Origin of the sequence: Phycicoccus sp. Root101, from assembly GCF_001426245.1 — a bacterium.
In the GTDB taxonomy this organism is placed as follows: Bacteria; Actinomycetota; Actinomycetes; order Actinomycetales; family Dermatophilaceae; genus Pedococcus.
Genome location: NZ_LMCM01000006.1, coordinates 517,518 through 541,621, shown reverse-complemented (window position 1 = coordinate 541,621; position 24,104 = coordinate 517,518). Strand labels below are relative to the sequence as shown.

23 protein-coding genes are annotated in these 24,104 nt (G+C 71.4%); 13 read left to right on the top strand and 10 right to left on the bottom strand.

The annotated features are described in order from the left end of the window. The first annotated feature begins 111 nt into the window (after nucleotides 1-111). Nucleotides 112-1,569: a hypothetical protein gene (locus tag ASC58_RS09935; protein ID WP_157598421.1), complete on the top strand. Its 1,458-nt coding sequence runs from the start codon at nucleotides 112-114 to the stop codon at nucleotides 1,567-1,569. 11 nt (nucleotides 1,570-1,580) lie between these two features. Continuing rightward, nucleotides 1,581-2,627, top strand: coding sequence for an NAD-dependent epimerase/dehydratase family protein (locus ASC58_RS09930; RefSeq protein WP_056919282.1), 1,047 nt, complete (start codon nucleotides 1,581-1,583; stop codon nucleotides 2,625-2,627). Between the two features lie 79 nt (nucleotides 2,628-2,706). On the opposite strand, the gene ASC58_RS09925 is transcribed toward ASC58_RS09930, so the two are convergent. After that, on the bottom strand, nucleotides 2,707-2,982 hold the full coding sequence (locus ASC58_RS09925) for a zf-HC2 domain-containing protein (protein WP_056919137.1): 276 nt from the start codon (nucleotides 2,980-2,982) through the stop codon (nucleotides 2,707-2,709). After that, complete coding sequence (locus tag ASC58_RS09920; RefSeq protein ID WP_056919136.1) at nucleotides 2,979-3,572, bottom strand: RNA polymerase sigma factor; 594 nt, start codon at nucleotides 3,570-3,572, stop codon at nucleotides 2,979-2,981. The genes ASC58_RS09925 and ASC58_RS09920 overlap by 4 nt, the downstream gene beginning before the upstream one ends. Before the next feature lie 140 nt (nucleotides 3,573-3,712). Between ASC58_RS09920 and ASC58_RS09915 the strand changes: the two genes are divergently transcribed. The 5 genes from ASC58_RS09915 to ASC58_RS09895 all read left to right on the top strand — a co-directional run bounded on the left by ASC58_RS09915 (nucleotide 3,713) and on the right by ASC58_RS09895 (nucleotide 8,656). Next, nucleotides 3,713-4,399 (top strand): haloacid dehalogenase type II, encoded by a 687-nt coding sequence (locus ASC58_RS09915; protein WP_056919135.1) that lies wholly within the window; start codon nucleotides 3,713-3,715, stop codon nucleotides 4,397-4,399. Between the two features lie 151 nt (nucleotides 4,400-4,550). After that, on the top strand, nucleotides 4,551-5,648 hold the full coding sequence (locus tag ASC58_RS09910) for a beta-propeller fold lactonase family protein (RefSeq protein ID WP_056919134.1): 1,098 nt from the start codon (nucleotides 4,551-4,553) through the stop codon (nucleotides 5,646-5,648). Nucleotides 5,649-5,814: 166 nt separating this feature from the next. Beyond that, nucleotides 5,815-6,921, top strand: coding sequence for a transcriptional regulator (locus ASC58_RS09905; RefSeq protein WP_157598420.1), 1,107 nt, complete (start codon nucleotides 5,815-5,817; stop codon nucleotides 6,919-6,921). Further along, on the top strand, nucleotides 6,918-7,844 hold the full coding sequence (locus tag ASC58_RS09900; RefSeq protein WP_056919132.1) for an ABC transporter ATP-binding protein: 927 nt from the start codon (nucleotides 6,918-6,920) through the stop codon (nucleotides 7,842-7,844). Before ASC58_RS09905 ends, ASC58_RS09900 begins: the two co-directional genes overlap by 4 nt. Next, nucleotides 7,841-8,656, top strand: coding sequence for an ABC transporter permease (locus ASC58_RS09895; RefSeq protein ID WP_056919131.1), 816 nt, complete (start codon nucleotides 7,841-7,843; stop codon nucleotides 8,654-8,656). Before ASC58_RS09900 ends, ASC58_RS09895 begins: the two co-directional genes overlap by 4 nt. On the opposite strand, the gene ASC58_RS09890 is transcribed toward ASC58_RS09895, so the two are convergent. Then, complete coding sequence (locus ASC58_RS09890) at nucleotides 8,646-9,443, bottom strand: alpha/beta fold hydrolase (protein ID WP_082553130.1); 798 nt, start codon at nucleotides 9,441-9,443, stop codon at nucleotides 8,646-8,648. The two genes, ASC58_RS09895 and ASC58_RS09890, sit on opposite strands and share 11 nt — an antisense overlap. 134 nt (nucleotides 9,444-9,577) lie before the next feature. Between ASC58_RS09890 and ASC58_RS09885 the strand changes: the two genes are divergently transcribed. Next, nucleotides 9,578-11,407 (top strand): GMC family oxidoreductase, encoded by a 1,830-nt coding sequence (locus ASC58_RS09885; protein WP_056919130.1) that lies wholly within the window; start codon nucleotides 9,578-9,580, stop codon nucleotides 11,405-11,407. Between the two features lie 35 nt (nucleotides 11,408-11,442). On the opposite strand, the gene ASC58_RS09880 is transcribed toward ASC58_RS09885, so the two are convergent. Next, nucleotides 11,443-12,372, bottom strand: a complete 930-nt coding sequence (locus ASC58_RS09880) for a LysR family transcriptional regulator (RefSeq protein WP_200947772.1) — start codon at nucleotides 12,370-12,372, stop codon at nucleotides 11,443-11,445. A gap of 92 nt (nucleotides 12,373-12,464) precedes the next feature. Between ASC58_RS09880 and ASC58_RS09875 the strand changes: the two genes are divergently transcribed. After that, nucleotides 12,465-13,592, top strand: coding sequence for a TDT family transporter (locus ASC58_RS09875; RefSeq protein WP_082553129.1), 1,128 nt, complete (start codon nucleotides 12,465-12,467; stop codon nucleotides 13,590-13,592). Between the two features lie 74 nt (nucleotides 13,593-13,666). On the opposite strand, the gene ASC58_RS09870 is transcribed toward ASC58_RS09875, so the two are convergent. Next, nucleotides 13,667-14,605 carry an acyl-ACP desaturase gene (locus ASC58_RS09870; protein ID WP_056919279.1) on the bottom strand — a complete coding sequence of 313 codons (939 nt, stop codon included), beginning with the start codon at nucleotides 14,603-14,605 and terminating at the stop codon, nucleotides 13,667-13,669. 262 nt (nucleotides 14,606-14,867) lie between these two features. Here ASC58_RS09870 and ASC58_RS09865 point away from each other — a divergent pair, with 262 nt between their 5' ends. Further along, the gene (locus ASC58_RS09865; protein ID WP_056914619.1) at nucleotides 14,868-16,259 is read left to right on the top strand and encodes a sorbosone dehydrogenase family protein; all 1,392 of its coding nucleotides are present in this window, start codon (nucleotides 14,868-14,870) and stop codon (nucleotides 16,257-16,259) included. A gap of 122 nt (nucleotides 16,260-16,381) precedes the next feature. Here ASC58_RS09865 and ASC58_RS09860 read toward each other — a convergent pair whose 3' ends face one another. Next, nucleotides 16,382-16,717, bottom strand: a complete 336-nt coding sequence (locus tag ASC58_RS09860; RefSeq protein WP_235529166.1) for a MerR family transcriptional regulator — start codon at nucleotides 16,715-16,717, stop codon at nucleotides 16,382-16,384. Nucleotides 16,718-16,830: 113 nt separating this feature from the next. Here ASC58_RS09860 and ASC58_RS09855 point away from each other — a divergent pair, with 113 nt between their 5' ends. Both ASC58_RS09855 and ASC58_RS09850 read left to right on the top strand, forming a co-directional pair. Then, nucleotides 16,831-17,262: an Hsp20/alpha crystallin family protein gene (locus ASC58_RS09855; protein ID WP_056914618.1), complete on the top strand. Its 432-nt coding sequence runs from the start codon at nucleotides 16,831-16,833 to the stop codon at nucleotides 17,260-17,262. 438 nt (nucleotides 17,263-17,700) lie between these two features. After that, entirely contained in the window at nucleotides 17,701-19,500 is a 1,800-nt protein-coding gene (locus ASC58_RS09850) for a GAF domain-containing SpoIIE family protein phosphatase (protein WP_056919128.1), read from the top strand. On the opposite strand, the gene ASC58_RS09845 is transcribed toward ASC58_RS09850, so the two are convergent. The 4 genes from ASC58_RS09845 to ASC58_RS09830 all read right to left on the bottom strand — a co-directional run bounded on the left by ASC58_RS09845 (nucleotide 19,497) and on the right by ASC58_RS09830 (nucleotide 23,234). Further along, complete coding sequence (locus tag ASC58_RS09845; protein WP_157581234.1) at nucleotides 19,497-20,165, bottom strand: ANTAR domain-containing protein; 669 nt, start codon at nucleotides 20,163-20,165, stop codon at nucleotides 19,497-19,499. The two genes, ASC58_RS09850 and ASC58_RS09845, sit on opposite strands and share 4 nt — an antisense overlap. Before the next feature lie 203 nt (nucleotides 20,166-20,368). After that, entirely contained in the window at nucleotides 20,369-21,070 is a 702-nt protein-coding gene (locus tag ASC58_RS21270; RefSeq protein WP_162246834.1) for an HAD family hydrolase, read from the bottom strand. Nucleotides 21,071-21,078: 8 nt separating this feature from the next. Further along, nucleotides 21,079-22,053 (bottom strand): SDR family oxidoreductase, encoded by a 975-nt coding sequence (locus ASC58_RS09835; RefSeq protein ID WP_056919126.1) that lies wholly within the window; start codon nucleotides 22,051-22,053, stop codon nucleotides 21,079-21,081. Beyond that, nucleotides 22,050-23,234, bottom strand: a complete 1,185-nt coding sequence (locus ASC58_RS09830; protein ID WP_056919125.1) for a zinc-dependent alcohol dehydrogenase — start codon at nucleotides 23,232-23,234, stop codon at nucleotides 22,050-22,052. Before ASC58_RS09830 ends, ASC58_RS09835 begins: the two co-directional genes overlap by 4 nt. A 171-nt stretch (nucleotides 23,235-23,405) precedes the next feature. On the opposite strand from ASC58_RS09830, the gene ASC58_RS09825 reads away from it, so the two are divergent. Continuing rightward, complete coding sequence (locus ASC58_RS09825) at nucleotides 23,406-24,101, top strand: DUF1345 domain-containing protein (protein WP_056919124.1); 696 nt, start codon at nucleotides 23,406-23,408, stop codon at nucleotides 24,099-24,101. Nucleotides 24,102-24,104: the final 3 nt, after the last annotated feature.

Here is a 24,104-nt window from a genome sequence, read left to right as displayed (position 1 = left end):
CGACGACGCTATGGCGGCCACCGATCGCGTTGCGGGGCCAAACATTACGGAAGTCTGACCAGTGAGCCCGTGGCCCGTCACCGGTGCCCGGGGCGTGCGAGGGTCAGCGACGTGACCACACCACGTGCAGCCACGGCTCCCACGCACGCAACCGCCCATTCGGCGACGCCGACGGCGACGGCGACAGCGACGGCGACAGCGACGGACCACGAACCGCGCGCGGACGGCGGGTCCCGGAACGGGCGGGCACTGCTGCGGGGTGTCCTGGTGGCGATCTCGCTCATCACCGCCGCGGTCGTGGTGGCGCACCTGCCAGGGGTGAACGTGCACGCCGGCGCGGCAGCGCCGTTGCAGGCCGCGTGGTCCCCACGGGTCGGCGTGGGCACCCTCCCGGCGCTGGGGTTGCTCGGGTGGGCCGCGACCCCGCACCCGTGGACGGTCATGGCGCGGTTGGGCTGGGGCAGGCTCCTGCTGGCGGTGTGGGCACTGTCGGTCGCCTGGATGGTGTCCCTCGCTCTCGTGGACGGTGTGGACGGGATCGGCACAGTCCTGGACCACGACACCGAGTACCTGGTCAGCGCTCGAGGCGTCGGTGACACCGGCGAGCTGCTTCGCTCGTTCATCGGTCGGATCCCGTTGACTGCCAACGACAACTGGCCGGTGCACGTGGCCGGTCACCCACCGGGCGCACTGCTCTTCTTCGTCGCCCTCGTCCACCTGGGACTCGGCTCCGGGCTGGCCGCCGGCCTGGTCGTGGTCGCCGTCGCGGGGACCGTCCCGGTCGCGGTCGCCGTGACCTGCCGGGCCCTCGGCCACGACGCGCGGGCCAGGGGAGTGCTGCCCTTCCTGGTGCTGGGTCCGTTCGCCGTCTGGCAGGCCGTCTCGGCGGATGCGGTGTTCGCCGCCGTCGCGGCCTGGACCGTTGCCGTGGCTGCATTGTCCGGTACCGCGCCCACCCGCGTGAGGTCCTCGGCGTTGGCGGTCGCCACAGGACTCGGCCTCGGTGGCTGCGCCATGCTGTCCTACGGACTGCCCCTCGTGGTGGTGCTGGTCCTCGCGGCACTGGTCGCCGCCCGAGGTTGGCACCGTGACGTGGTTGCGCTGGCGGCCGTGGTTGCCGTCGGGGCAGGCGTCGTCCTGGGTGCCTCTGCCTGGTCCGGGTTCGCTTACTGGCGGGCGTATCCGGTTCTGCACCAACGGTACTGGGACGGCCTCGCCTCCGCCCGGCCCGCCTGGTACTGGGTCTGGGCCAACCTGGCCCTGCTCGCCGTGTGCGCCGGGCCGGTCCTGTTCGGCGCCCTCGCCGCGTCGGCCAGACGACTGCGGGCCACTGCCCACCGACCCGACGGTGACCCGGTGCTGACACTCGTGGTCGGTGCCGTCCTTGCGATCGTGGTCGCGGACCTGTCGCTGATGAGCAAGGCCGAGGTGGAGCGCATCTGGCTCCCGTTCGTCCCGTGGCTGCTGCTGGCCACGGTCATGGTCCCCGTACGGGCACGGCGGTGGGCCCTCGTGGGCCAGGCCGCGCTGGGGCTGCTGGTCCAGTCGCTGCTGGTGACGCCGTGGTGACGCAGGCTTCGATGACCGTGCTGGTGACCGGCGCGGCGGGGTTCATCGGCACGGCGACAGCAACGGCCCTGCGCGCCGCAGGACACGACGTCGTGGCCGTGGATGCGATGGTGCCGCAGGCCCATGTCCGTCCAGCAACGGCACCGGAGGGTGTGCACGTCCTCGACGTCCGCGCCGCCGACGACTGGGTCGGGCTCCTGCGCGGCGTCGACGTGGTGTGCCACCTTGCCGCGATGGTCGGCGCCGGCGTGACGGTCGCCGACCTTCCCCTGTATGCCGCACACAACGACCTCGGTACCGCCTCCCTCCTTGCCGCCATGGCCAGGGCCGGGGTGCCAAGGTTCGTGCAGGCGTCGTCGATGGTCGTCTACGGCGAAGGCCGCTACCGGTGTCCGGACCACGGTCACCAGACGCCGGCACCCCGCACCGTGGAGGACCTGGACGCGGGCCGGTTCGACAACGCGTGCCCGCGCTGCGGCAGGGTGCTGGACTGGGAGACGGTGACCGAGGACGCCCTCCTCGACCCGCGCAGCAGCTACGCCGCGAGCAAGGTCGCCCAGGAGCACTACGCGACCGCGTGGGCACGCCAGGCTCCCGGCTCGGCCATCTCGCTGCGCTACCACAACGTGTACGGCCCGGGGATGCCCAGGAACACGCCGTACTCGGGCGTGGCCGCCATCTTCCGGTCGGCCATGGAGGCCGGGCGGGCTCCGGTCGTCTTCGAGGACGGCGGTCAGGTGCGCGACTTCGTCCACGTCGAGGACGTCGCCCGCGCCAACGTGGCCGCGGTGGAGGCCGTTGGCGGGCGCGACCACGGCAGCCACGCGGCCTACAACGTGTGCTCCGGTGAGCCGGTGACCATTCTCGACGTGGCCCGGATGGTCACCGCCGGCTCGGCGGCCTCACTCAGCCCGGTCGTCTCGGGGGAGTACCGGCTGGGCGACGTGCGACACGTCGTCGCCTCACCGGCGCGCGCAGCCGACGAGCTCGGATTCACCGCCCGGGTGGGGCCGATGGAGGGGCTGGCACGGTTCGCCCGGGACCCGCTCCGCGCGTGAACGCCTCGGCCGGTACGGATCGATCTCGTCCGTCAAGGGACAGCCCAGCGGCGCCGACCGCGCTGCTGTCAGGGACTCATCACTGTTCCTCGCCCACGAGCTGATCGACGAAGCCGCGCAGGCGCGCCACGGCAACGGGGTCGGGCGCCGGTCGTCCCGGCCAGCGCGACAGGGCCCGGTGCAGGGTCCGGTGCTCGTTCGCCACCTGGGCGCAGGTCTCGCAGGTCGCCAGATGCGACTCGAGCCGGGACACCTCGCCGGGCGTCAGCAGTGCCGCTGGATCGGCATCGAGGTACCGCTGGATGCGTCGCGCGCTCCAGTGGCAGGTGACCACGGCACGCAGCGAGCGGATCATGGAAGCCTCCTTGCGGTGAGGATGTTCGGGCCGAGGTGGTGGCGGACGCGTTCTCGGGCACGGCTGAGCCGGGACATCACGGTGCCGACAGGCACGCCGAGCGCCGCGGCTGCTTCGGCGTAGCTGAGGTCGTCGACGTCGACCAGCCACAGGACCGCACGGAAGCGCGGGTCCAGCTCGGCCAGAGCGCGTTCCAGGTGGTCATGCAGCTCCAGGCCGATGACCTCCTCCTCGGCGCTGTGCGGCGCGCTTGCTCCGAAGGCCGGTCGCGTCCTGCGCAGCGACTCCCAGTCCGCCACGGTCTCGGGCCGTTGGCGACGGTGCATGTTCAGGTGAGTGTGTCGAAGGATGGTCAGCAGCCACGCCCGGGGATGACGTCCGTCGAAGCGGCCGACCGCGTTGTAGGCGCGGATCAGGGTCTCCTGGGTCAGGTCCTCGGCGTCGGCAGCGTTGCCCGTCAGCGACTGAGCCACGCGCAGGAGCACCTCGAGCTGTGGTTCGACATGCTCACGGAACGCGCGGGCCGACGCCTGCGCGTCAACGTCCGGTCGGGGTTCGGGCACACCCCGGGAATCCGCTGGGTGGCTCATGGTGTTCCCGTCAGGTGGGTTCGGTCCCTCACGAAGGTGTCGGCCGCCTTCGGTTCCGGGCGAAGGTCCAGCACATGAGGACGCTGGTGCGACAGGCTGACATCGCACCAGTGGAGACGAAATCGCGCAAGGAGTCATCGATGGGCACAGAGATCAGGCCTCGGCCAGGGTTGGTCGTCTTCGACGTCAACGAGACCTTGTCGGACATGAGCGGGCTGCAGCAGACCTTCGCCGATCTGGGCGCCCCGCCCGCCCTGGCCGGGACGTGGTTCGCGTCGTTGCTGCGCGATGGGTTCGCCCTGACCGTCACCGGGGTCAACCCCGACTTCGCCGACCTGGCCGCCACGTCGTTGGCAACGGTGCTGCGGCCGCTGCAGCTCGATGACGTCGACCTGGCGGTCGATCGGGTGATGGCTGCATTCGCCACCTTGCCTGTTCACCCCGATGTCCTGACCGGGATCCCGGCGTTGGCAGCCTTGGAGATCCGACTCGTGACCCTGAGCAACGGCTCGACCGGCGTGGCGGAGGGTCTCCTCCACCGCAACGGCCTCACGACCACGTTCGAGCGACTCCTGTCCGTGCAGGCGGCGCCCCTGTGGAAGCCGGCCGGGGCCGCGTACCAGTACGCGTTGGACGTCTGCGGGGTGGCTGCCGATGAGGCGATGTTGGTCGCCGTCCATCCCTGGGACATCCACGGCGCGCACCACGCCGGCCTGAGGACGGCGTTCATCAACCGGACGGGTGCCACCTACCCGACCTGCTTCGCGCGCCCCGAGGTGGAGGTGACATCACTGCTCGAACTCGCTGAGGTGCTGGGCGAGCTCTGAGCGTGGGTGCGTGGCGACATTCGTGACTGCAGACCTGTTGTCGGACAACGCAATTCTTTCGTCCTCCTTACGGACCCCGAAACCGGGAAGCACGGGCACCTGAGGGGTGGTTTCGAAGTCATCGCATCCACCAACTCAACGGGAGAGCCTCATGAACACCACACGCACATCAGTCCTCGCTGCAGCTGCAGCCACGGCGGCTGCACTGATGCTCGCCGCGACTGCGGGCGGCGCCTCCGCCCATGAAGCCAGGGCGGGCGACGCGGTCGTCGGCCACGTGTACGAGGCCACGAACGCAGCGGCAGGGAACGCCGTCGCCGTCTTCGACCGCACGCAGGACGGTTCGCTCCGCGCAGCTGGAACAGTCGCTACCGGAGGTCTCGGCGCCGGCGCATCGCTGCACTCTCAGGGGGGCGTCGCCCGGGACGGCCGGATCTTGTTCGTGGTCAACGCCGGCGACGGTTCGGTGTCGGCCCTGGTCTCGACCCGCCGCGGTCTTGTCCTGCGAGACCGGATCAGCTCCGGCGGCGACTTCCCGGTGAGTGTCACGGTGCGGGATGGGGTCGGCTACGTGCTGAACCAGGGCGACGACACGATCCGAGGCTTCCGCTACGACGCCGACGGAGATCTGCACAGCCTGCCCGGTTCCACGCGGAGCCTCACCCCCAACCCGGCAGGCGGCACCACCGACGCCGCGCAGATCTCCTTCACCCCCGATGGGCACTCACTCATCGTGACCGAGAAGGCCGCCAACCGGATCGAGACGTTCCGAGTCGTCGGCGGCTACGCCGGGGACGCGAGGCCACACGCCTCGGCGGGTACGACGCCCTACGGCTTCGACTTCGACCGACGCGGACACCTCATCGTGTCGGAGGCGGCGACCGGATCCGCATCCTCGTACCGGGTCCGGCCTCTGCGGCCCATCACCGGCGCCCTGGCCGACACGCAGAAGGCGGCCTGCTGGTTGGTCGTCGCGGGCGACTGGGCGTTCGTCGTGAACGCGGCCAGCACCTCCATCTCGGCCTACCGCATCTCCCACGACGGCTCGCTGTCGCTGGCAGCGGCCGTTGCTGCGACGACTGGCGCCGGTCCCACGGACGCCGCGGTGTCGTCGGACGGACGGACCTTGTCGGTGCGTCTGGGTGACGGTTCGGTGTCTTCCTTCCGGGTCGGTGCCCAAGGAGGGCTCACCTCCACCGGCACCGCTGCCGGCACGGCATACGGAACCTCGGGCCTGAGTGCCGACTGACGGACGTCGACACCAACGGTGTCCGCTCCTCGGGGTGGGCACCGTTGGTACGGACCGGTGCCGCCCGCGAAGGACGGTCTTCGCGCCCGACGGGCGTTGTTCTCGTGACCGAACCGAGGCTGGCAGGCCATCGCGGCTCCCGGCTCCGCGACGTACCGTGGGCGGGGTGATCCGCTCGTGGCGATGGCCGGTGGTGGTGGGTTCGGCGCTGACCATCGCGGCGGTGCCGCTGGTGCTCCGTGTCCTGCCGGTCGGCGGGGAGCACGACGATGCTGCTGCTCTGCTCCAGCGGATCGTGGCGGCCAGGGGGGCGGCCTACTCGGGGTACGCCGAGTCGACCGGTGCGTTGGCCCTGCCCGTCGGCGACGAGTTCAACGACGTGTCGACCTTGCTCGGTGGTCGCACCGAGCTGCGCGTCTGGTGGCGGGACGACGACGAGTGGCGCGTGGACACCCTCGACCCGGGCGGTGAGCGGAGCCTGCGGGTCAGCCCCTCCGGGTCGTGGTCGTGGGACTTCGAGGACAACCGGGCCACACGGGCCGCCGACGCCCCCGCGGGCACGGTCCGACTGCCGAGGGCCGACGACGGTCTTCCCCCGGCGCTGGCTGCACGCCTCCTCAGTGGGGCCACCGATGCCCAGGCGTCGATGCTGGCGGCCCGCCGGGTCGCGGGTCGGGCCGCCGACGGGTTGCGCATCCGGCCGCAGGACCCGCAGAGCAGCATCGACCGCCTGGACGTCTGGGCCGACCGTGAGTCCGGCATCCCCGTGTCGGTCGAGGTCTACGGCCGGGGCGAGTCCCGCGCAGCCATGTCGACGACCTTCCTCGACTTCGCCCCCGGGCGACCCCCGGAGGCGGCGATCTCGTTCACCCCGCCGCCGTCGGCGCGGGTGCGGATCAGCAGCCGGTTCGACCTCGTCGATGCGATCGCGCGGTTCTCACCGGCCCAGCCCCCGGACGTCCTGCGCGGGTACCCACGCCAGGATCCGCTCGCAGGCACCCGCGGCGTGGGCCTGTACGGCAGCGGAGTCACCCAGCTGGCGGTGGCCGGACTCCCGGGCCGTAGGGCGCGGTCCCTCGACCGGCAGCTGCAGCTCGCAGCGGGCTCGCACGCCGTACCGGCCGGCACCGCCGTCGACGTCGGCCCCCTCGCCCTCCTCCTGACCCGGCCCGACCGGTCGGGGATCCAGTGGCTGCTCACCGGGACGATGACCCCCGCGGGCCTCTCCGAGGCCGCGGACGAGCTGCTCCACGGTCAAGGGGCCCCGTCGTGATCCGCACCGAGGGCCTGGTCAAGCGGTATGGCGCGGTCGCGGCCGTCGACGGCATCGACCTCGACGTGCGTCCCGGTGACGTCTACGGCTTCCTCGGTGCCAACGGATCGGGCAAGACCACGACGGTGCGCTGCCTGCTCGGGCTCGTCCTGGCGACCTCGGGGGAGGTCCGGGTCCTCGGACAGCCGATGCCCAAGAACGCGGCCAGCGTGCTGCCCCGTGTCGGGGCCCTCGTCGAGGGCCCGGCTGCATACGGCCACCTCTCCGGTGCAGCGAACCTCACCATCCTCGACGCGAGCGGTCCGGCGCCCCAGGGTCCGTTGGGTGGTGGCCGTCGCGGCCGCCGGGACAGGGTGGCGCAGGCCCTCTCGCTCGTCGGCCTCGCGTCCGTGGGCCGTCGTCCGGTGCGTGCCTACTCGCTCGGCATGCGTCAGCGGCTGGGGCTGGCCGGTGCCCTCCTGCGCCAGCCCGAGCTCCTCGTCCTCGACGAGCCGACGAACGGGCTCGACCCCCAGGGCATCCTCGAGGTCAGGACCCTCCTGCAGACCCTCAACGCCGCCGGCACGACGGTCTTCCTCTCCAGCCACCTGCTCGCCGAGGTCGAGGAGCTCTGCACCCGCATCGGGCTGCTCGACCGTGGCCGGCTGGTCGTCCAGGAGGACCTCGCCACGTTGCGGGCACCCACCGGCAGAGTGGTGGTGCGCACCCCCGACGCCGACGAGGCGCACCGCCTCCTCGACGGCCGCGTCGAGGTGCGGGAGGACGACCTGCTCTTCGTCCGCACCGCCGACGCCGCTGAGATCAACGCCCGGCTCGTGGCCGCGGGGCTGCGCGTCGTGGAGCTCGGACCCGAGCGCCGCCGCCTCGAGGACGTCATCGCCGAGCGCACCAGCGCGCGGGCTCCGGGAGAGGTGGCCCGGTGATCGTCGTCGAGCTCGGCAAGCTCTTCCGCCGCCGCCGCACCTGGCTGACCATCGCCCTGCTCAACCTGCTGCCGACGATCGTGGCGGTGCTGCTCGCGGTGACCGGTATCGCGCCGCGTCCGGGTCAGGGGCCCGCCTTCCTCTCGGCCGTGGTGGCCAACGGGTCGCTGTTCGCGATCGCGGCCCTGGCCATCGTGCTCCCGCTGTTCCTGCCGATCTCCGTTGCCGTCGTCGCCGGGGAGGCGGTGGCGGGTGAGTCCCAGGCAGGAACGTTGCGGTACCTGCTGATCCGCCCTGTCGGCCGTACGCGGCTGCTCGTGGCCAAGCTGGTCGCGAGCACGGCATACGTCCTCGTGTCGGTGCTCACCGTGGCTGCCGTCGGGTTCGTCGTGGGGCGGCTCACGCTCGGGAACGCACCGCTGTCGCAGTCCATGGTCAGCGTCTCGGGCACCCTGCTCACTCCCGGTCAGATCGCCTGGCGCACCGTGCTGGCGATCGCCTTCATCACCTTCTCGATGCTCGGGGTGGCGGCGATGGCGCTGTTCCTGTCGACGCTGACCGACTCACCGCAGACGGCGACCCTGGGCGCACTCGCCTTCCTCATCGGGTCCTCCCTGCTGCTCACGATCGACGCGGCCCGTCCCCTGCAGCCCTACCTGCCGACGCGGTACTGGCTGACGTTCGTCGACCTCTACCGTGACCCCCTCCTGCTGAGCGGGGTCGAGCGGGGCGTCGGGTTGCAGGCCGTCTACGTCGCCGTGCTCCTCGGGGCTGCATGGGCCAACTTCGCCACCAAGGACATCACGAGCTGAGTCGGGCGCAGTCCGACGGACCCCACGCGGGGATGGGCTCCGCGCCGACGGACCCGGCCACCAGGCCCACGACGACGACGTCCTCGGGCAGACCCGAGTGGCGCACCCCGTCCGTGGGACACACCTGCTGGACCGAGACGCTGGTCGCGCCGTCGAGCTCGGCCGACGCCGCGGGCACCACCACGTCGTCCTGGGTCGTCCACACCGCGAGGTAACGGGGACCGCGGGGGAGTGGAGCGCTGTTCAGCCGAGCCAGCACGGGACTCTCCGGGGCCAGCTGCTGGCACGCCACCCGGCAGGCGCCGGCGACCAGCGAGCCGAGGGCGGCGAGCTGGGTCCCGTGGTGGGGCGACCCGAGGGTGACCAGCCGACGCACGGAGCCGGCTCCGCCGCCCTCCTGCACCCAGAGCCGAGCCACCACACCTCCCGCGGAGTAGCCGACGACGTCCACCGAGGTCGCCCCGGTGCGGGCGAGGACGGCGGCTGCGACGTGGGCGAGCTCGTCGGCCTGGCCCTGCAGGTCGCCGAGGGCCTGGTCAGGCAGCTGGACGACCGTGACGTCCCGGCCTGCCGAGCGCAGGGTCGAGGCGAGTCGGCCGAACGCGGAGGTCGAGCCGCCGTACCCGGGAACGAGCAGCACCGGTCCCGGCACGGCCTGGTCGACCGGCCTGGCCGCGCCGTCGCGTCCCACGACGACGGCGACCCCTGAGGCAGCGATCGCGACGAGGACCAGGCCGCCGACAGCAAGGGTCAGGCGCCGTCGGGCCGGGGCGAGGGCAGAGAGCACCCGACCATCATGCGTCCGGCCCCCCCGACTGGGAGAAGCAGCGGCCCCGGCTCCCTTGTTTCGCCTTCCCGAGTGTGGTTGCGTGGCGAGACCGTCCCCGCCGTCCGGCGAGGTGCCACAGCGAGGTGGGATCGATGGACTCGTACGACTACGTCATCGTGGGGGCGGGATCGGCGGGCGCCGTGGTCGCTGCCCGGCTGAGCGAGGACCCGGACGTCCGGGTCTGCCTGCTCGAGGCCGGCGGGCCGCCACCTCCCGCAGAGCTGGTGCCGGCCGCCGTCGCCAGCCTGCAGAACGACCCCGCGACCGACTGGATGTACAACGGTGATCCCGGCGGGGTCGGCAAGGGCCTGGTCGGCGGTCGGATGATGGTGCCCCGCGGGAAGATGCTCGGCGGCTCCTCCGGACTCAACTACATGGCGTACGTACGGGGGCACCCGGGCGACTTCGACTCGTGGGCCGCAGGGGGCGCGGTCGGCTGGTCCTACGAGGAGGTCCTTCCGTACTTCCTCAAGGCCGAGGGGTTCGTGGGCAGCCCCGACCTCCACGCCGACCCCGACGCCCACGGCCACGACGGCCCGGTGGGGGTGTCGGTGCGTCAGCCGATCCTGCGTGCCTCGGTGCAGTTCGTGGAGGCCGCGGGCGCCGCAGGACTGAAGCAGGGTGACTACAACGGTCGTGACCGCCTCAACCCCGACGGGGTTGCCTCGCTCTTCCAGACGACGACGAAGGACGGCAGGCGGAGCTCGACCTTCCACGCCTACCTCGAGCCGGCGATGGACCGGGACAACCTGACGGTGGTCACCGGCGCCCTCGTCGAGCGGGTCCTGTTCGAGACGGCCGGTGAGGTGCTTCGCGCCACCGGGGTCGCCTACCGCACCGAGCACGGCACGTCCGAGACGGTGGCCGCGAGCACCGAGGTGGTGCTGTGCGCAGGCGCCATCGGGTCGCCGCACCTGCTCCTGCTCTCAGGGGTCGGGTCCCGAGAAGAGCTCACGGACGTCGGGGTGGCCTGCGTCGTGGACCTCCCGGCCGTGGGACGCCACCTCAAGGACCACCTGCACACACCCTTGATGTTCGCCGCCGACGGCATCGGGGAGACGATGACCGAGGTGGCGATGTCGCTCGGGCCGGATGCACTACGGGCCCCCGCCGGACCGCTGCCGGCCGACCCCGCGGACGACGACGACCTGCCCGAGCCCCTGGCGGCGGCCAAGGCCGAGGCCGAGCGCCGCATCGGCGAGTGGTTCACGACCGGCAGCGGCCTCGCCTCGTCCTCCCTCTACGACGCGGTCGCGTTCTTCTCGACCGGACTGGGCGACGAGCACACCCACGACGCGCAGATCGGCTTCCTCGCGACCGGCTACACACCGGCGATCTGGGAGGGCGTCTTCCGGCTGCCGCCGGCTGCCTTCTTCGAGGACCCGGAGACCTTCCTGGACCCGACGCGCGGACAGGTCGTGGTGCTGCCCAATCCCGTGCAACCCCACTCCGAGGGTTCGGTGACGCTGGCCAGTGCGGACCCTGCGGTACCGCCGACGATCGACTTCAACTACTTCGGCGACCCGCACGACGTGACGATCATGATCGCCGTGATGCGCCGAGCACTCGAGGTCGCGCAGGCATGGCCCGGCGGCGGCCTCGGCGAGCCGGTCATCCCGCCGCACCTGGCTCAGGCACACGGCCACGTCGCCGGCGCCGAGCCGAGCGACGAGCTGCTCGAGGACCTTGCCCGCCACTACGCGCTGACCGTCTACCACGCGACGTCGACCTGTCGGATCGGTGACGTCGTCGACCCGCGGCTGCGGGTCCACGGCATCGAGGCCCTGCGCGTGGCCGACGCGAGCGTGATGCCGAACGTCGTCAGCGGCAACACCAACGCCGCCGCAATCATGATCGGGGAGAAGGCCGCCGAGCTCATCGCCGCGGACCACGGGGTCCACCTCCACGAGGTGGTCGGCTGACGGCCTGGTCGGCTCGCGCCTAAAGGACCCCGGACTCAGGCCGGCGGCACTCGTGGGCCCCTTCGGGGGGAGCGCGACGGCTGGGTCGAGATGCGCAGCAGCTCGGCAGCCGGCCCGCGGGGTCGTTGGTGGGGGTTCCAGATCGCTCGCAGGGCGCGCGGCATGGAGAGGTCGGTGACCTTCACGCGCACCAGGCGTCCGGTCGCGAGGTCGTCCACGACGGCAAGGGAGGACAGGATGGTGGGCACGCCCATGGTGCGGGCCGCGTCGCGCACGGCTGCCGTGGAGGCGAGGGTGTGCAGGGGCGAGGCGTGGCCCGGCAGTGCCTGCTGGATGTGGGTGCGGGTCCCGGAACCGTCCTCCCGCAGGATGAGCGGGGTGCTCGACAGCTCGGCCGTGTCGATGCCTCGCCGCCTCCGCGCCCAGGGGTGGTCCGGTGGCGCCACGACGATGAGCTCGTCGTGGGCGACGGTCCTGGAGCGCAGCCCTCGGGGGATCTGCGGCGTCTCGACGTAGCCCAGGTCGACCGCACCGTTCGTGACGGCCTCGATCACGGACCGGGAGTTGCCCGGTTCGACCTGGAGGGCGACATCCGGGTGCGCGCGGCGCAGCCGGGTGGCCCACTGGGGGAGGAGCGCCTCGGAGATCGTGTTGCTCGCCGCCACGAGGAGGGTGCGCCCAGAGGCGTCCATCCCCTGTATGCCGTCGCCCAGGTCTCGGGCTGCGTCCAGCACCCGCTCTGCCCAGGCAAGCACCAGCTGTCCTTGCCCCGTCGGCCTGACGCCGCCGCTCGACCGCTCGAGCACCGCGAGGCCCATCAAGGTCTCTGCGGCGGATATCCGTGCACTGACTGCCTGCTGGCTGATTCCCAGCTCATGGGCAGCAGCCCCCATGCTGCCGTGGGCGGCGGCAGCAGTCAGGGCCGACAGCTGCTCGAGCGACGGGATGCGATGGAGGCTCTGCACCCCTGCACCCTAGGGGCTCACAAGCATCTCTTGTGGCGCGACACCATCGGGCCGGGTACCGCACGTCGCCCCGCGGGCCCAGAGTGAGGCTCATGAGAACCGTTGTGGACCAGGTCGCCACACGCCTGCCCCGAGAGCGAAGTGGGCGCTCGGCTCGACCCGTCCTGCCTCCGGCGGGACCGGTGTGGTTCTCCTCCGTCATGGGAACGGGGATCCTGGCGACCCTCCTTGCACGTGACGCCTCCCAGGTCCCGGTCCTGCTGGTGCCGGCGTCGCTGCTGACGCTGGTCGGCGTGCTGCTGCTCATCGGGCTGACGGCTTCTTTCGGTGGGCGTGCCGCTCGCGACCCGGCCGTCCTGACGAACACCCTCCGCGACCCAGCAGTGGTGCCGACGTGGGGCACCGTGTCGATGGGCATCCTCTCGATCGGTTCAGCGCTGCTCACCGTGCTGCCACAGCTCGGGGCGCACGCCGCTTCCGGCGTCCCCGCCCGATGGGTGGTGGTCACCGATGCAGGGTGCTGGGTGGTGGGCACGGGCCTCGGTGTCGTCACCGCCTTCGGGTTCGCCACCGTCCTGCTCAGGCGAAACCTCCGGGACCCGGTCCCCGCGTGGGGGCTCCCGCTGGTGCCGCCGATGGTGTCCGCGACGACCGGCGCGGCCCTGATCCCCCAGGTCGGCCCCCACGTCCGCATGGCCCTCCTCGTGGCCGTCGTCGCCTGCTTCTTCCTCGCGCTGTTCCTCGGGACGCTCGTCTTCGCGACGGCCTACCACCACCACTTCCGGAGAGCGGCCCTACCGATCGCAGCCTCGGCCTCGGCCTGGATCCCGTTGGGCATGGTCGGTCAGTCGATGGCCGCGGCCCAGGTGATCGCGAGCCGGAGCTCGCCGCTCCTCACGCTCTCAGCGGCCGATGCCGCTCGACGGCTGGCCGACGCCTACGGCTACGTGATGCTCGCCGTCGCCCTGCCGGTGGTCGCCCACGCCGTCACGATGACCGTTCGAGGATTCCGCGCGCGTATGCCGTTCAGCCCGGGATGGTGGGCGCTGACCTTCCCCATCGGCACCTTGGCCCTCGGTACGCGGCTCCTGGGCAGCTCGACGAGCCACCCCTTCGTCACCGCGGTCGGCGTGGCCGCGACCGCGGCGCTGTGTGGCACCTGGGCCCTCTGCGCCGTCGCGAGCGTGGTGACGATCCGGCGGGTGCACGCCCGACGGTGACGCCGGTGGACGCCACGGCCGGGGCCACCCGGCACACAGGTCCGGTGGCCCGCCGCGCTTCCGGCGGGGCGGGGTCAGGATCCTTGGCGCGCCGCCTGCTTGGCCGCTCGCTCCTCGCGGCGGGCGACGAAGCGAGCAGCCTCCTCGTCGAGGGAGGCGACCGCGCTCGCGAGCTCCTCCCGGGCCTGCTCGCCGGAGGCGTCCAGGCCCTCGAGGTCCCAGACACCCCACTGGCGCAGCATCGGGGTCACGATGTCGTCATGGTGGATGCGCAGGTCGTAGATGCCGGCCATGGCCATCTGCACCGCCTTGCGCCCGAAGCCGGGGATGATCGAGCCGGGCATCTGGAACGTCACGACCTCGTCGGTGATCGCCCGCATGGTCTGGTTCGGGGTCAGCTCCAGGGCCGCCTGGACGAGGTTCCGGTAGAAGATCATGTGGAGGTTCTCGTCCTTGGCGACCCGCGTGAGCAGCTTCTCCGCGATCGGCTCCTCGGTGTAGCGGCCCGTGTTCCGGTGCGAGACACGGGTGGCCAGCTCCTGGAACGAGACGTAGGCGCAGATGTTGAGCAGCGCCTTGTCACCTGAGTCGTAGCCGGTCTCCATCGTGTCCATGCGGGCCCGCTCGAGCTCGTCGGGGTCGACGCCCCGGGTGACGAGCAGGTAGTCGCGGATGCAGAACGCGTGTCGCCCTTCCTCGGCGGTCCACCGGTTGACCCAGGTGCCCCAGGCACTGTCGCGGCCGAAGGCCTGGTCGATCACGCGGTGGTAGCTGGGCAGGTTGTCCTCGGTGAGGAGGTTGACCTCCAGGGCCGTCCGGGCGATCGGCGAGAGCTGCGACTGGTCCGGTGACCACGGGTCGCCCCCCAGCTCAGCGAAGTCGCGGCCCATCGACCACGGCACGTACTCGTGCGGCATCCAGTCCTGGGCGGCCTCGAGGTGACGGTTGAGGTTCTCCTCGACCACCGGCTCGAGTGCGGCGAGCAACTGGGCGCTGTCGAGTGTGGCGGCCACGGGGTCCTCCTCGGTGACGAACGCGAAGGTCGCGCCCACCCCCTGCCTACACCCTCACGAGCCACCGGGCCAGAGCGACGGACCGGCCACGACGTACCTGCGTGCCGGGCGAAGCGGCCGACGCCGACCGCGTGTCCGAAAAGTGGCGATCGCCCTGTCTGCGCCGGAGATTGGCCGCCAAGGTGAACTCTGTGTGCGCGGGGCTCGTGGTGAGCAGTATCCGACCACGCGTGCTCAAGCGCGCTCGAGCAGAGGAAGTCTGATGAGAGTTCACAGATCCATCGCTCTGGCCGCGGTCGCGGTCATCGCCGTCGCCGCCCCGGTGGCTGCGGCCACTGCCCTCGCAGATCCCATCCCTTCACCCATCCCGGTCAGCAACACCCGCATCGCTCTCAAGCCCGTGGCCACCGGTCTGGTGGCTCCCGTCACCGGCGCCGTGGCTCCCGGAGACCACGACCACCTCTACATCGCGGACCAGGGCGGCCAGATCTGGCAGGTCGACGTCCGCGGGAGGTCACCGAAGACCTTGGTCGCCGACCTGTCCGCGCGGCTCGTCTCGGACCTCGCCAAGGTGATCCCCGGACTGCCCTACGACGAGCGGGGCCTGCTCGGCCTCGCCTTCGACCCGGGGTACAAGCACAACGGCCTGCTCTACACGTTCACGTCCGAGAACCCCACTCCCTCACCGGACTTCACGACGCAGCCCGGGGTCACGCCCGGGGGAGGACAGACCGTGATCGCGCAGTGGAAGGTCCGGAACGCGCGGGCCGAGCACCCGGTGGTCGACCCGAGCACGCGACGCGAGCTGATGCGCATCGACAAGCCGCAGTTCAACCACAACGGCGGTGAGATCGCCTTCGGTCCCGACGGCAAGCTCTACATCGCGATCGGTGACGGGGGCGCTGCGGACGACCAGGGTCCGGGGCACGTCGCGGGTGGCAACGCGCAGAGCCTCGCTGCGGGCAACGTCCTCGGCAAGGTGCTGCGCATCGACCCGCACGGACACAACTCGGCCAACGGGCAGTACGGCATCCCCAGGAGCAACCCGTTCGTCGGTCGCGAGGGTGCGGACGAGATCTGGGCCTACGGCTTCCGCAACCCCTACCGGTTCTCCTTCGACTCCCGCTCCGGTCGCCTCGTGGTCGGTGAGGTGGGCCAGAACGACATCGAGGAGGTGGACGTGGTTCGCCCGGGCCGCAACTACGGCTGGCCGGTCAAGGAGGGCAGCTTCCTGTTCGACAACGGCGGCGACGGCCCCGGCTTCGTGACGGCAAATTCGCCGGGCAGCCCCGCAGGGCTGGTCGACCCGGTGCTCGAGTACGACCACACCGCGCCCGGTGGGACGCGGTGCGGCGGTGGGGCGCCGGCCAGCGCCTGCCAGGGCATCGCCGTGGTGGGCGGTTACGTCTACCGCGGCCACGACGTGAAGGCCCTTCGTGGGCACTACGTCTTCGGTGACTACTCGCGGGCCTTCGCCCAACCGCTGGGGCGGTTGTTCGTCAACAAGGGCTCGGCGGTCACCTCGCTGCAGGACCCCGGCATCGCCGTGTTCGGGTTCGCCCAGGACCGCAGGGGTGAGCTCTACGTCCTCGGCAACACCACTGGGGTCCTGTCCGGGACGACCGGCACCGTCCTGCGGATCACCCGGCCCTGACCTCCGGTCGACCGGTCGCCGGCCCCGGCGACTGCGTCGATGCCCCGGCCCCTCTCATCGTCGGATGAGGGGGGCCGCCGCATGCGTCCCACCGCAACCAGGGCCCTGAGAGGTCAGGGCCGTCAGCCCGTGGACGGTTGACTGCCCTTGCGTGCCAGGCGCAGGCGGGCGTTCTCCTCCTCGAGCACGAGGACCATCCCGATCCCCGCGAGGTTGAGGCCCGCATCGAGGAGGTCGCCGATCCGGCGCAGCCGGTCCAGGTCGTTGGCGCTGTAGCGACGGGTGCCTCCGTCGGTGCGGTTGGGCTCGATCAGCCCACGCGCCTCATACAGGCGCAGGTTCTGCGCGCCCATCCCGACCAGCTCGGCGGCCACGGAGATGGCGTAGACGCCGCGGTCGCCGTCGGGGGCCGGTGTCGCTGCGGGCGCGCGCCCTGCTGAGGAATCCTGTCTGGCCACTTACGACAGTATGGTCAGTGGTGCTACAAGAAATCTATAGCAGCGGCATCAGATGTTGCTCTGGATGGTGCCGCTGTGGGGAGCATCAGAACAACACAACGGAGGTGAAGACGATGCTGATGCGCACCGACCCGTTCCGTGAGCTGGACCGGCTCACCCAGCAGGTGTTCGGCCCGGACGGCACCTTGGCCCGTCCTTCGGTCATGCCCATGGATGCCTGGCGTGAGGGAGACGTGTTCCACGTCGAGTTCGACCTGCCCGGCGTGAGCCAGGAGGCGATCGACATCGACGTGGAGCGCAACGTCGTCACGGTCAAGGCCGAACGTCCGGCCAGGGCCAGCGACGCCGAGCTCCTCGCCGCAGAGCGACCGCGTGGGGTGTTCAGCCGGCAGCTCGTGCTGGGCGACAACCTCGACACCGGCCACATCGAGGCCAGCTACGACACCGGAGTGCTCTCGCTGCGGATCCCCGTCGCGGAGCAGGCCAAGCCCCGCAAGGTCGAGATCGCCAGCAGGCACGAAGGACAGCAGGCGATCAGCGCCTGAGCCGCGGGTGGTGGTGACCATGGCCGCGAGCCCGGCTGAACGCAGCGACCTCGCCACTGGATCGTGCGAGGACTTCTTCGACCTCGTGCTGGCCGATGAGGACTTCCTGCGCGAGGAGTTCGACGCGATCATCGGCGAGGCATGGGCGAAACCCCCAGCGGGACGTGAGGGCGCGAGAGGGGCGACGGCACCGGGCGACCGGCCGAACCCACGACGGTCCGTATGGCTCCGGGCCGCCACCCCCGCGCGACCGCAGCCACGACCCGTCGGAGGTCGCCGTCGACAGCGCTCACCTCCTGGCGCGTCTCGGCCCCGCGTCGGGAGGTGACGGCACAGCCAGCCGGTGGGTGTGTCAGCTCGTGCCCGCCGGCTGGCCAGCGTCCGTGGTGTTCGGGCGTTTCGAAGAAGTTTCGAAGGGGCTCCTGCCATCATGCCGACATGAGACCCGGCACCGGCGACGAGTCCGCCCTGGACGCCCGGCTGACAGGGCTGGCCCGGGTGACCGCCGAGCTGATCGAGGCCAGGACCTCGGAGGCGGTCACGAAGGTGGTGGTCGAACACAGTGCGGTCGCGGTCGGTGCCACCATCGCGTCCCTGACGCTGCGCGCCGAGGACGACGAGGTGCGACTCGCGGGTCTGTTCGGCGGGCTCGAGGGGGACGCGGAGGTGTTCGCGTCGTATCCGCTCGCCATCGCGACTCCAGCGGCGGACGTCATCCGTTCAGGACGACGCATGGTGCTGGTCGGGCGTGAGGCGATCCTCGAGGCGTACCCCACGGTGCCCCGGATGGACCGAGGGGAACGCTCCATCCTGGTCCTGCCGCTCAACACGGCGGACGGCACGCTGGGTGCGGTCGGACTGTCCTTTCCCGGACGCCGGCACTTCGAGAACGCCGAGCTGAACTTCCTCGACATCCTTGCCGACAGCTGCGCGCAGGCGCTGCTGCGCATCCGGGCCGAAGGGCAGGCTGCTGAACGACAGGCCCAGCTCTCCTTCCTGGTCGAGGCGTCGGCCGAGCTCGCCAGCAGCCTCGACTACGAGGCCACGCTGGCTCGGGTCGCGCAGCTTGCCGTCCCGAGCCGCGCCGACTGGTGCGCCATCGACCTGGTCAAGGACAACCGACTTCGACGCCTCGCGGTGGCCCACGTCGATCCTGCGAAGGTCGAGTACGCCCACGAGCTGGCACAGCGGTATCCGAGCGACCCGGACTCGGGCAATGGACCGTGGCAGGTGATGCGCACGGGACGCAGCGAGCTCATCCCCGAGATCACGGACGAGATGCTCGTCGCCGCGGCCCGCGACGACGAGCACCTCCGGATCGCGCGGGAGCTGGCGCTCCACAGCGCGATCACCGTGCCGCTGATCGCCCGTGGACGAACCCTCGGGGTGATGACCTGGGTCAGGGCCGAGTCCCGGGTCCGCTACGACCAGGCCGACGTCGAGCTCGCCGAGGAGCTCGCGCGCCGGGCCGCCGTCTCCATCGACAACTCCGACCTGCACAGCCAGACGTCGGCAGTGGCGGAACGTCTCCAGCACGCCGTGCTCCCACGCGCCCTGCCGGCGCTGGTGGGTTGTGATGCAGCCGCGCACTACTCGCCCTCCGGTCGCACCGGTGTCGGTGGAGACTTCTACGACGTGCTCTCCCTGCCCGACGGACGGGTTGCCGTGTTCGTCGGGGACGTGATGGGCCGCGGGGTGGAGGCCGCAGCCTCCATGGCCCAGATGCGTGCCTCCGTGCGCGCGTATGTCGCCGTGGACCCGCGACCCGACGTCGTGCTCACCAAGCTGGACATGATGATGGCCGCCTTCGGGGAGGACCAGCTCGTCACGCTCGTCTACCTGGTGGCCGACCCGAGCAGGAACGAGATCGTGGTGGCCAACGCAGGACACCCGGCGCCGACCCTGCTGCGCGACGGCGGGGTGGTCGAGCACCTTCCCTGCGCTGACGGGGCTCCGCTCGGGATCGTCGGGCCGCGGCGTCGCCGGAGCACGTTCAGCTTCTGCCCCGGCGACACGATCGTCGTGTTCACCGACGGCCTGATCGAGCGGCGCACCGAGGACATCGACGCGGGTAGGACTCGACTCGAGGAGGCGCTGTCCGGCCTCCGCGGCGACGACCTCAGCAGTGGCCTCGACGGCTTGGTCGGGCGAGTGCGCGACGACACCCAGGACGACGACGTCGCCGCGGTGGCCCTCCGCCGACACGGCGGCGGACTGCAACCACACCTCTCGAGCTAGGCCCCCGAGAGCCCACCACCGGCAGAGCTTCGGGTGACCACACCAGTGCCGTCACCCGCCTCGGCCGCGAGCCCGATGACGATGTCCAGCAGGCTTCGCGCCGGCTCTTCGCGGGAGAAGGCCGGATCACCGAGTCCATCGACGATCCGGTCGGCGACGGCTGCCAGCTTGATGTTGTGCTGGCTCGAATAGGTGCGGAGGAGGTCGAAGGCCACGTCCTCGTCGATGCCGAAGGTGACCATCAGGGCGCCCTTGGCCTGCTCGATGGCGGCCCGGTTCTCGGCCGACGCCGCGACCGCGACCCGGGCCCCCTCGCGCATCGCCTCGGTGATGTCCGCGACGAACCCCGTCAGTCGCTTGACCGTTCCCGCCACTGCCTCGCTGCGACCCACGAGGACCAGCCGACGGGCTCGCCCGTGCGCGTCGGTCATGGTGTAGACGCACGAGTAGGGACCGGCGTCCTCGAGGTGGTGCTGGAACCGGGACAGCATCGCGGCCCGGTCGTCGAGGACGATGCGGGCAAGCATCGCCTCCGTGGTGGGCTCCTCACCCTCGTCGAGGCCGTGCAGGTCACGGAGCCCCTGTGACCACGACCAGCGGCGCCCCTCCACCTGGTACTCGAAGAACATCGCCTGTCCGTCAGGCTGCACTGCGTGCCGGGCCACCGTTTCCTCCTACGTGACGACCCTGGGGATCTCTCAAGCGAGAAGGCCACTCCTTGACCGATCCCGATGGTACGACGGGCAGCGACCGGTGCCAACACACCGGGTCGTCGCTCGACTCGCGGTGCAGGAGGAACCGGGCCCAGGGCAATTCGAGGCCGTGGCGGTGCGCAGCACGGCCTCCTCTGCGGCCCGGAACCGCTCGGTCACGCGCTGTCGGCCGACTGGCTGTCGCGCCGGCTCGACACGGCCCGCGTCAGCTCCCGGCACAGCTCGTCAGGGTTGGCGAGGACCCACGTCGCGCCGGCTTCGTCGAGCTCGCACCTGCTGGTGCCGCCGCACTCCAGCCCGACGGATCGCGCGCCGACCGCTTGGGCCGCCTTGACGTCCCACACCGAGTCACCCACGACCAGGATCTCGCTCGGCTCCAACCCCATGCGCGACAGGGCGACGGCCACGAGGTCCTGGCTCGGCTTCGAATCCCGGACGTCGTCGATGGTGACGACCACGTCGAAGTCCGGGTGGTCGAGGACCCGCAACATCGCCTCGAGGTCCCGGCCCGCGGACGACGAGGCAAGGGCCGTGGTCAGACCCATCCGGTGGCACAGACCCACCAGGTGGCAGGCGCCCGGCAGCTCCTCGACGCGGTCGTGCCAGGTGGCGAAGATCACGTCGTGGGCGTTGACCATGTCCTCGTCGTGCCGGGGGTCACGTCCGTCGCCGAGGACGTGTGGAAGGAGGCGGTCGGCACCCATGCCGACCGCACGGTGCAGTCGCGCCATCGGGACGACGTAGCCCGAGAGCTCGAGGGCCTGCCACCACGCCAACGCGTGGAGGTAGGTGGTGTCGACCAAGGTGCCGTCGAGGTCGAAGACGATGCCTGCGGGCACGGTCAGCACAGGGTCCACGGACGACGTCACCCCGACCGGCGCCAGGTGACGTGGGCGGAGTGCGCCGCGACGGCGCCCGCCGCGAGGGTCGCCGCCGCTGCGGCCGGACGCAGCCAGTGTCGTCCCCAGCGACCGTGCAGCGCCTCGCCCGCGGGCTGCGGTTCCAGGACGTTGCCCGCAGAGTTGGCCGTGGCCGAGTGGGACAGGCCGCCGATCTGCATCAACGGGGTGACGAGGGCGTCGAACAGGCCGGGGAACACCCGGAACCCGGTCACCGCCAGGTGGTTGGCCGCTCCGACGGAGACCTCGCGCCGTGAGCGCCCCAGCGCTCGGACGATCGCCCGAGCGACCTTCTCGGGCGGGTCCACCGGGGGCGGCGGACGACCGTGCCGACGGAGGTACGTGCCGGCCTGGAGGTAGACCGGGGTGTCGACACCACCGGGGGAGACCAGGCTGACGTGGATGCCGGGCGTGCTGCGGGCCTCGACCTGGAGGGTGCGGACCAGCCCGTGCACCCCCCACTTCGCGGTCACGTAGGAGCTCATCCACGGGGTGCTGATCTTGCCCAGCAGGGAGCCGACCACGACGAGCGAGCCTCCCTCGGGGGATCGCGCGAACGCCGACAGGGCGCTGCGGGCCACGTTCGCCGTTCCCAGGAGCGTGGTGCGCACGGCTGCGTCGAACACCTCCACCGGTACGTCCTCGAACCGGCCGTAGGCCAGCGACGCAGCCGAGTGCACGACGGCGTCGATCCGGTCGAAGACCCGTTCCCCCGAGCGGAAGGCAGCGGCCACGGCGTCCGCGTCGCCCACGTCCGCCACGGCCACCAGGGCTCGCGCCCCGGCGCCGACGCACTCGCTCTGGACGGCTTCGAGCGACGCCTGGGACCTGGCGACGAGCACGAGGTCCGCGCCCTGCGCGGCGAGCAGCAGTGCGGTCGCCCGCCCGATGCCACTGGAGGCACCGGTGACCAGCACGGTCCTGCCGGCCCAGGACCTCACGGCTGCAGGACCACCTTGACGCAGCCGTCGGCCTTGGCCTGGAACAGCTCGTAGCCGCGCGCCGCGTCGGACAGCGGGAGGATGTGCGTCGCGAGCGTCGCCGTGCCGAGCGGGTCGGCGGGGTCGAGCACGAACGGCATGATCTCGTCGATCCAGCGCTTGACGTGGCACTGACCCATCCGCAGCGAGATCCCGCGGTCGAACATCTCCATGAGCGGCAGCGGGTCGACCTCTCCACCGTAGACGCCGCTGATCGACACGGTGCCACCCCGGCGAACCGCCTTCAGGGCGGTGAGCAACGCGTCGAGCCGGTCGACCGCGAGCCGGTCGATGAGGGGCTTGGCGAGGGCATCGGGGAGCAGGCCGACAGCAGCCTGGGCGGTCTTGGCGACGGGGTTGCCGTGGGCCTCCATGCCGACGGCCTCGAGGACGCCGTCCGGCCCGCGACCCCCGGTCATCTCGATGAGCGCGGCGGCGACGTCGTCCACCTCCCGGAGGTCGAGCGTCTCGATCCCGTGCTCGCGGGCGAGGGCCAGCCTCTCGTCGACGAGGTCGACGCCGATGACGCGGCCGGCACCCAGGAGCTTGCCGATCCGGGTGGCCAGCTGGCCGACCGGTCCGAGCCCGATCACGGCCAGGGTCCCGCCCTTGGGCACCTCGGCGTACTTCACGCCCTGCCACGCGGTCGGGAGGATGTCCGAGAGGTACAGGAAGTGCTGGTCGCTGGGTCCTTCCGGCACGACGATCGGCCCGAACTGGGCCTGCGGCACCCGCAGGTACTCGGCCTGCCCACCCGGCACCGCGCCGTACAGGCTGGTGTAACCGAACAGCGACGCGCCCTTGCCCTGGTCGCGGACCTGGGTCGTCTCACACTGGGCGTAGAGGCCTCGCTCGCACATCCAGCAGCGGCCGCACGAGATGTTGAACGGGATGACCACCCGGTCGCCCGGCTTGAGGTTGGTGACCTCGGGCCCGACCTCCTCGACGATGCCCATCGTCTCGTGACCCAGGACGTCACCGGGGGTGAGGTACGCGCCGAGCACCTCGTACAGGTGCAGGTCGGAGCCGCAGATGGCTGTGGACGTGACCTTGATGATCGCGTCGGTGGGCGCCTCGAGCTCGGGGTCGCGCACCTCCTCCACGCGCACATCGCGCTTTCCCTGCCACGTCAGTGCCTTCATCGATGAGGTCCTTTCCCACGTCGCGCGTCCAGACCGGACGCGTCGTCCACCTGGGCTGTGCCCCGTACGGGGTGCACCCAAACCCACACGAACGGGCTACCTGGGACGAGACCGACACCGCTGGCGGTGTGGCAACAGGCAACCGGCTCACCGGGGGAGTAGACCAAGCGCGTGAGCACACAGATCCACCGACGACAACATCCAGGCGAGGTGCGACTGCCGGCAGCGCTGGCGGTGCTGACGGCGATCGGCCTGTATGCCGCCCTGCCGCAGAGCCTCCTCTTCGCTCCTCGGCTCGTGGTCCCGGGCCTGGAGGCGCTCCTGTTCCTCCCCCTCGTGGCCGCCAACCCCCGGAGGATGACCCGCGACAACCGCGGGTTGCGCAGGGTGTCGATCGCCCTGGTGCTGCTCATCGCCACCACGAACGGCTGCGCCCTGGTCCTGCTAGTCCGCGCCCTGGTGTCCGGGCAGGCCGAGGAAGGCAGCAGCCTGCTGCTGGCCGCGCTGCAGGTGTGGCTGACGAACGTGCTCATCTTCGCACTCGGCTTCTGGGAGCTCGACCGTGGCGGCCCGGTGGCCCGCACCCAGACCTCCCGCCCCGGCCTCCCGGTCGCGGACTTCCGCTTCCCCCAGGACGAGGACCACGACGCCATCGCCGAGGTGGCCGCCCGGTCGTCGGCCAAGTCGGGCTGGGTGCCGGGCTACATCGACTACCTCTACGTGTCGGTGACCAACTCCTCCGCGTTCAGCCCCACCGACACGATGCCCCTGTCGCCGCGCGCGAAGATGCTGATGGCGCTGGAGTCGGTGTCGGCCCTGATGCTCTCGGTCCTGGTCATCGCGCGGGGGGTCAGCCTGCTCAAGTAGGCG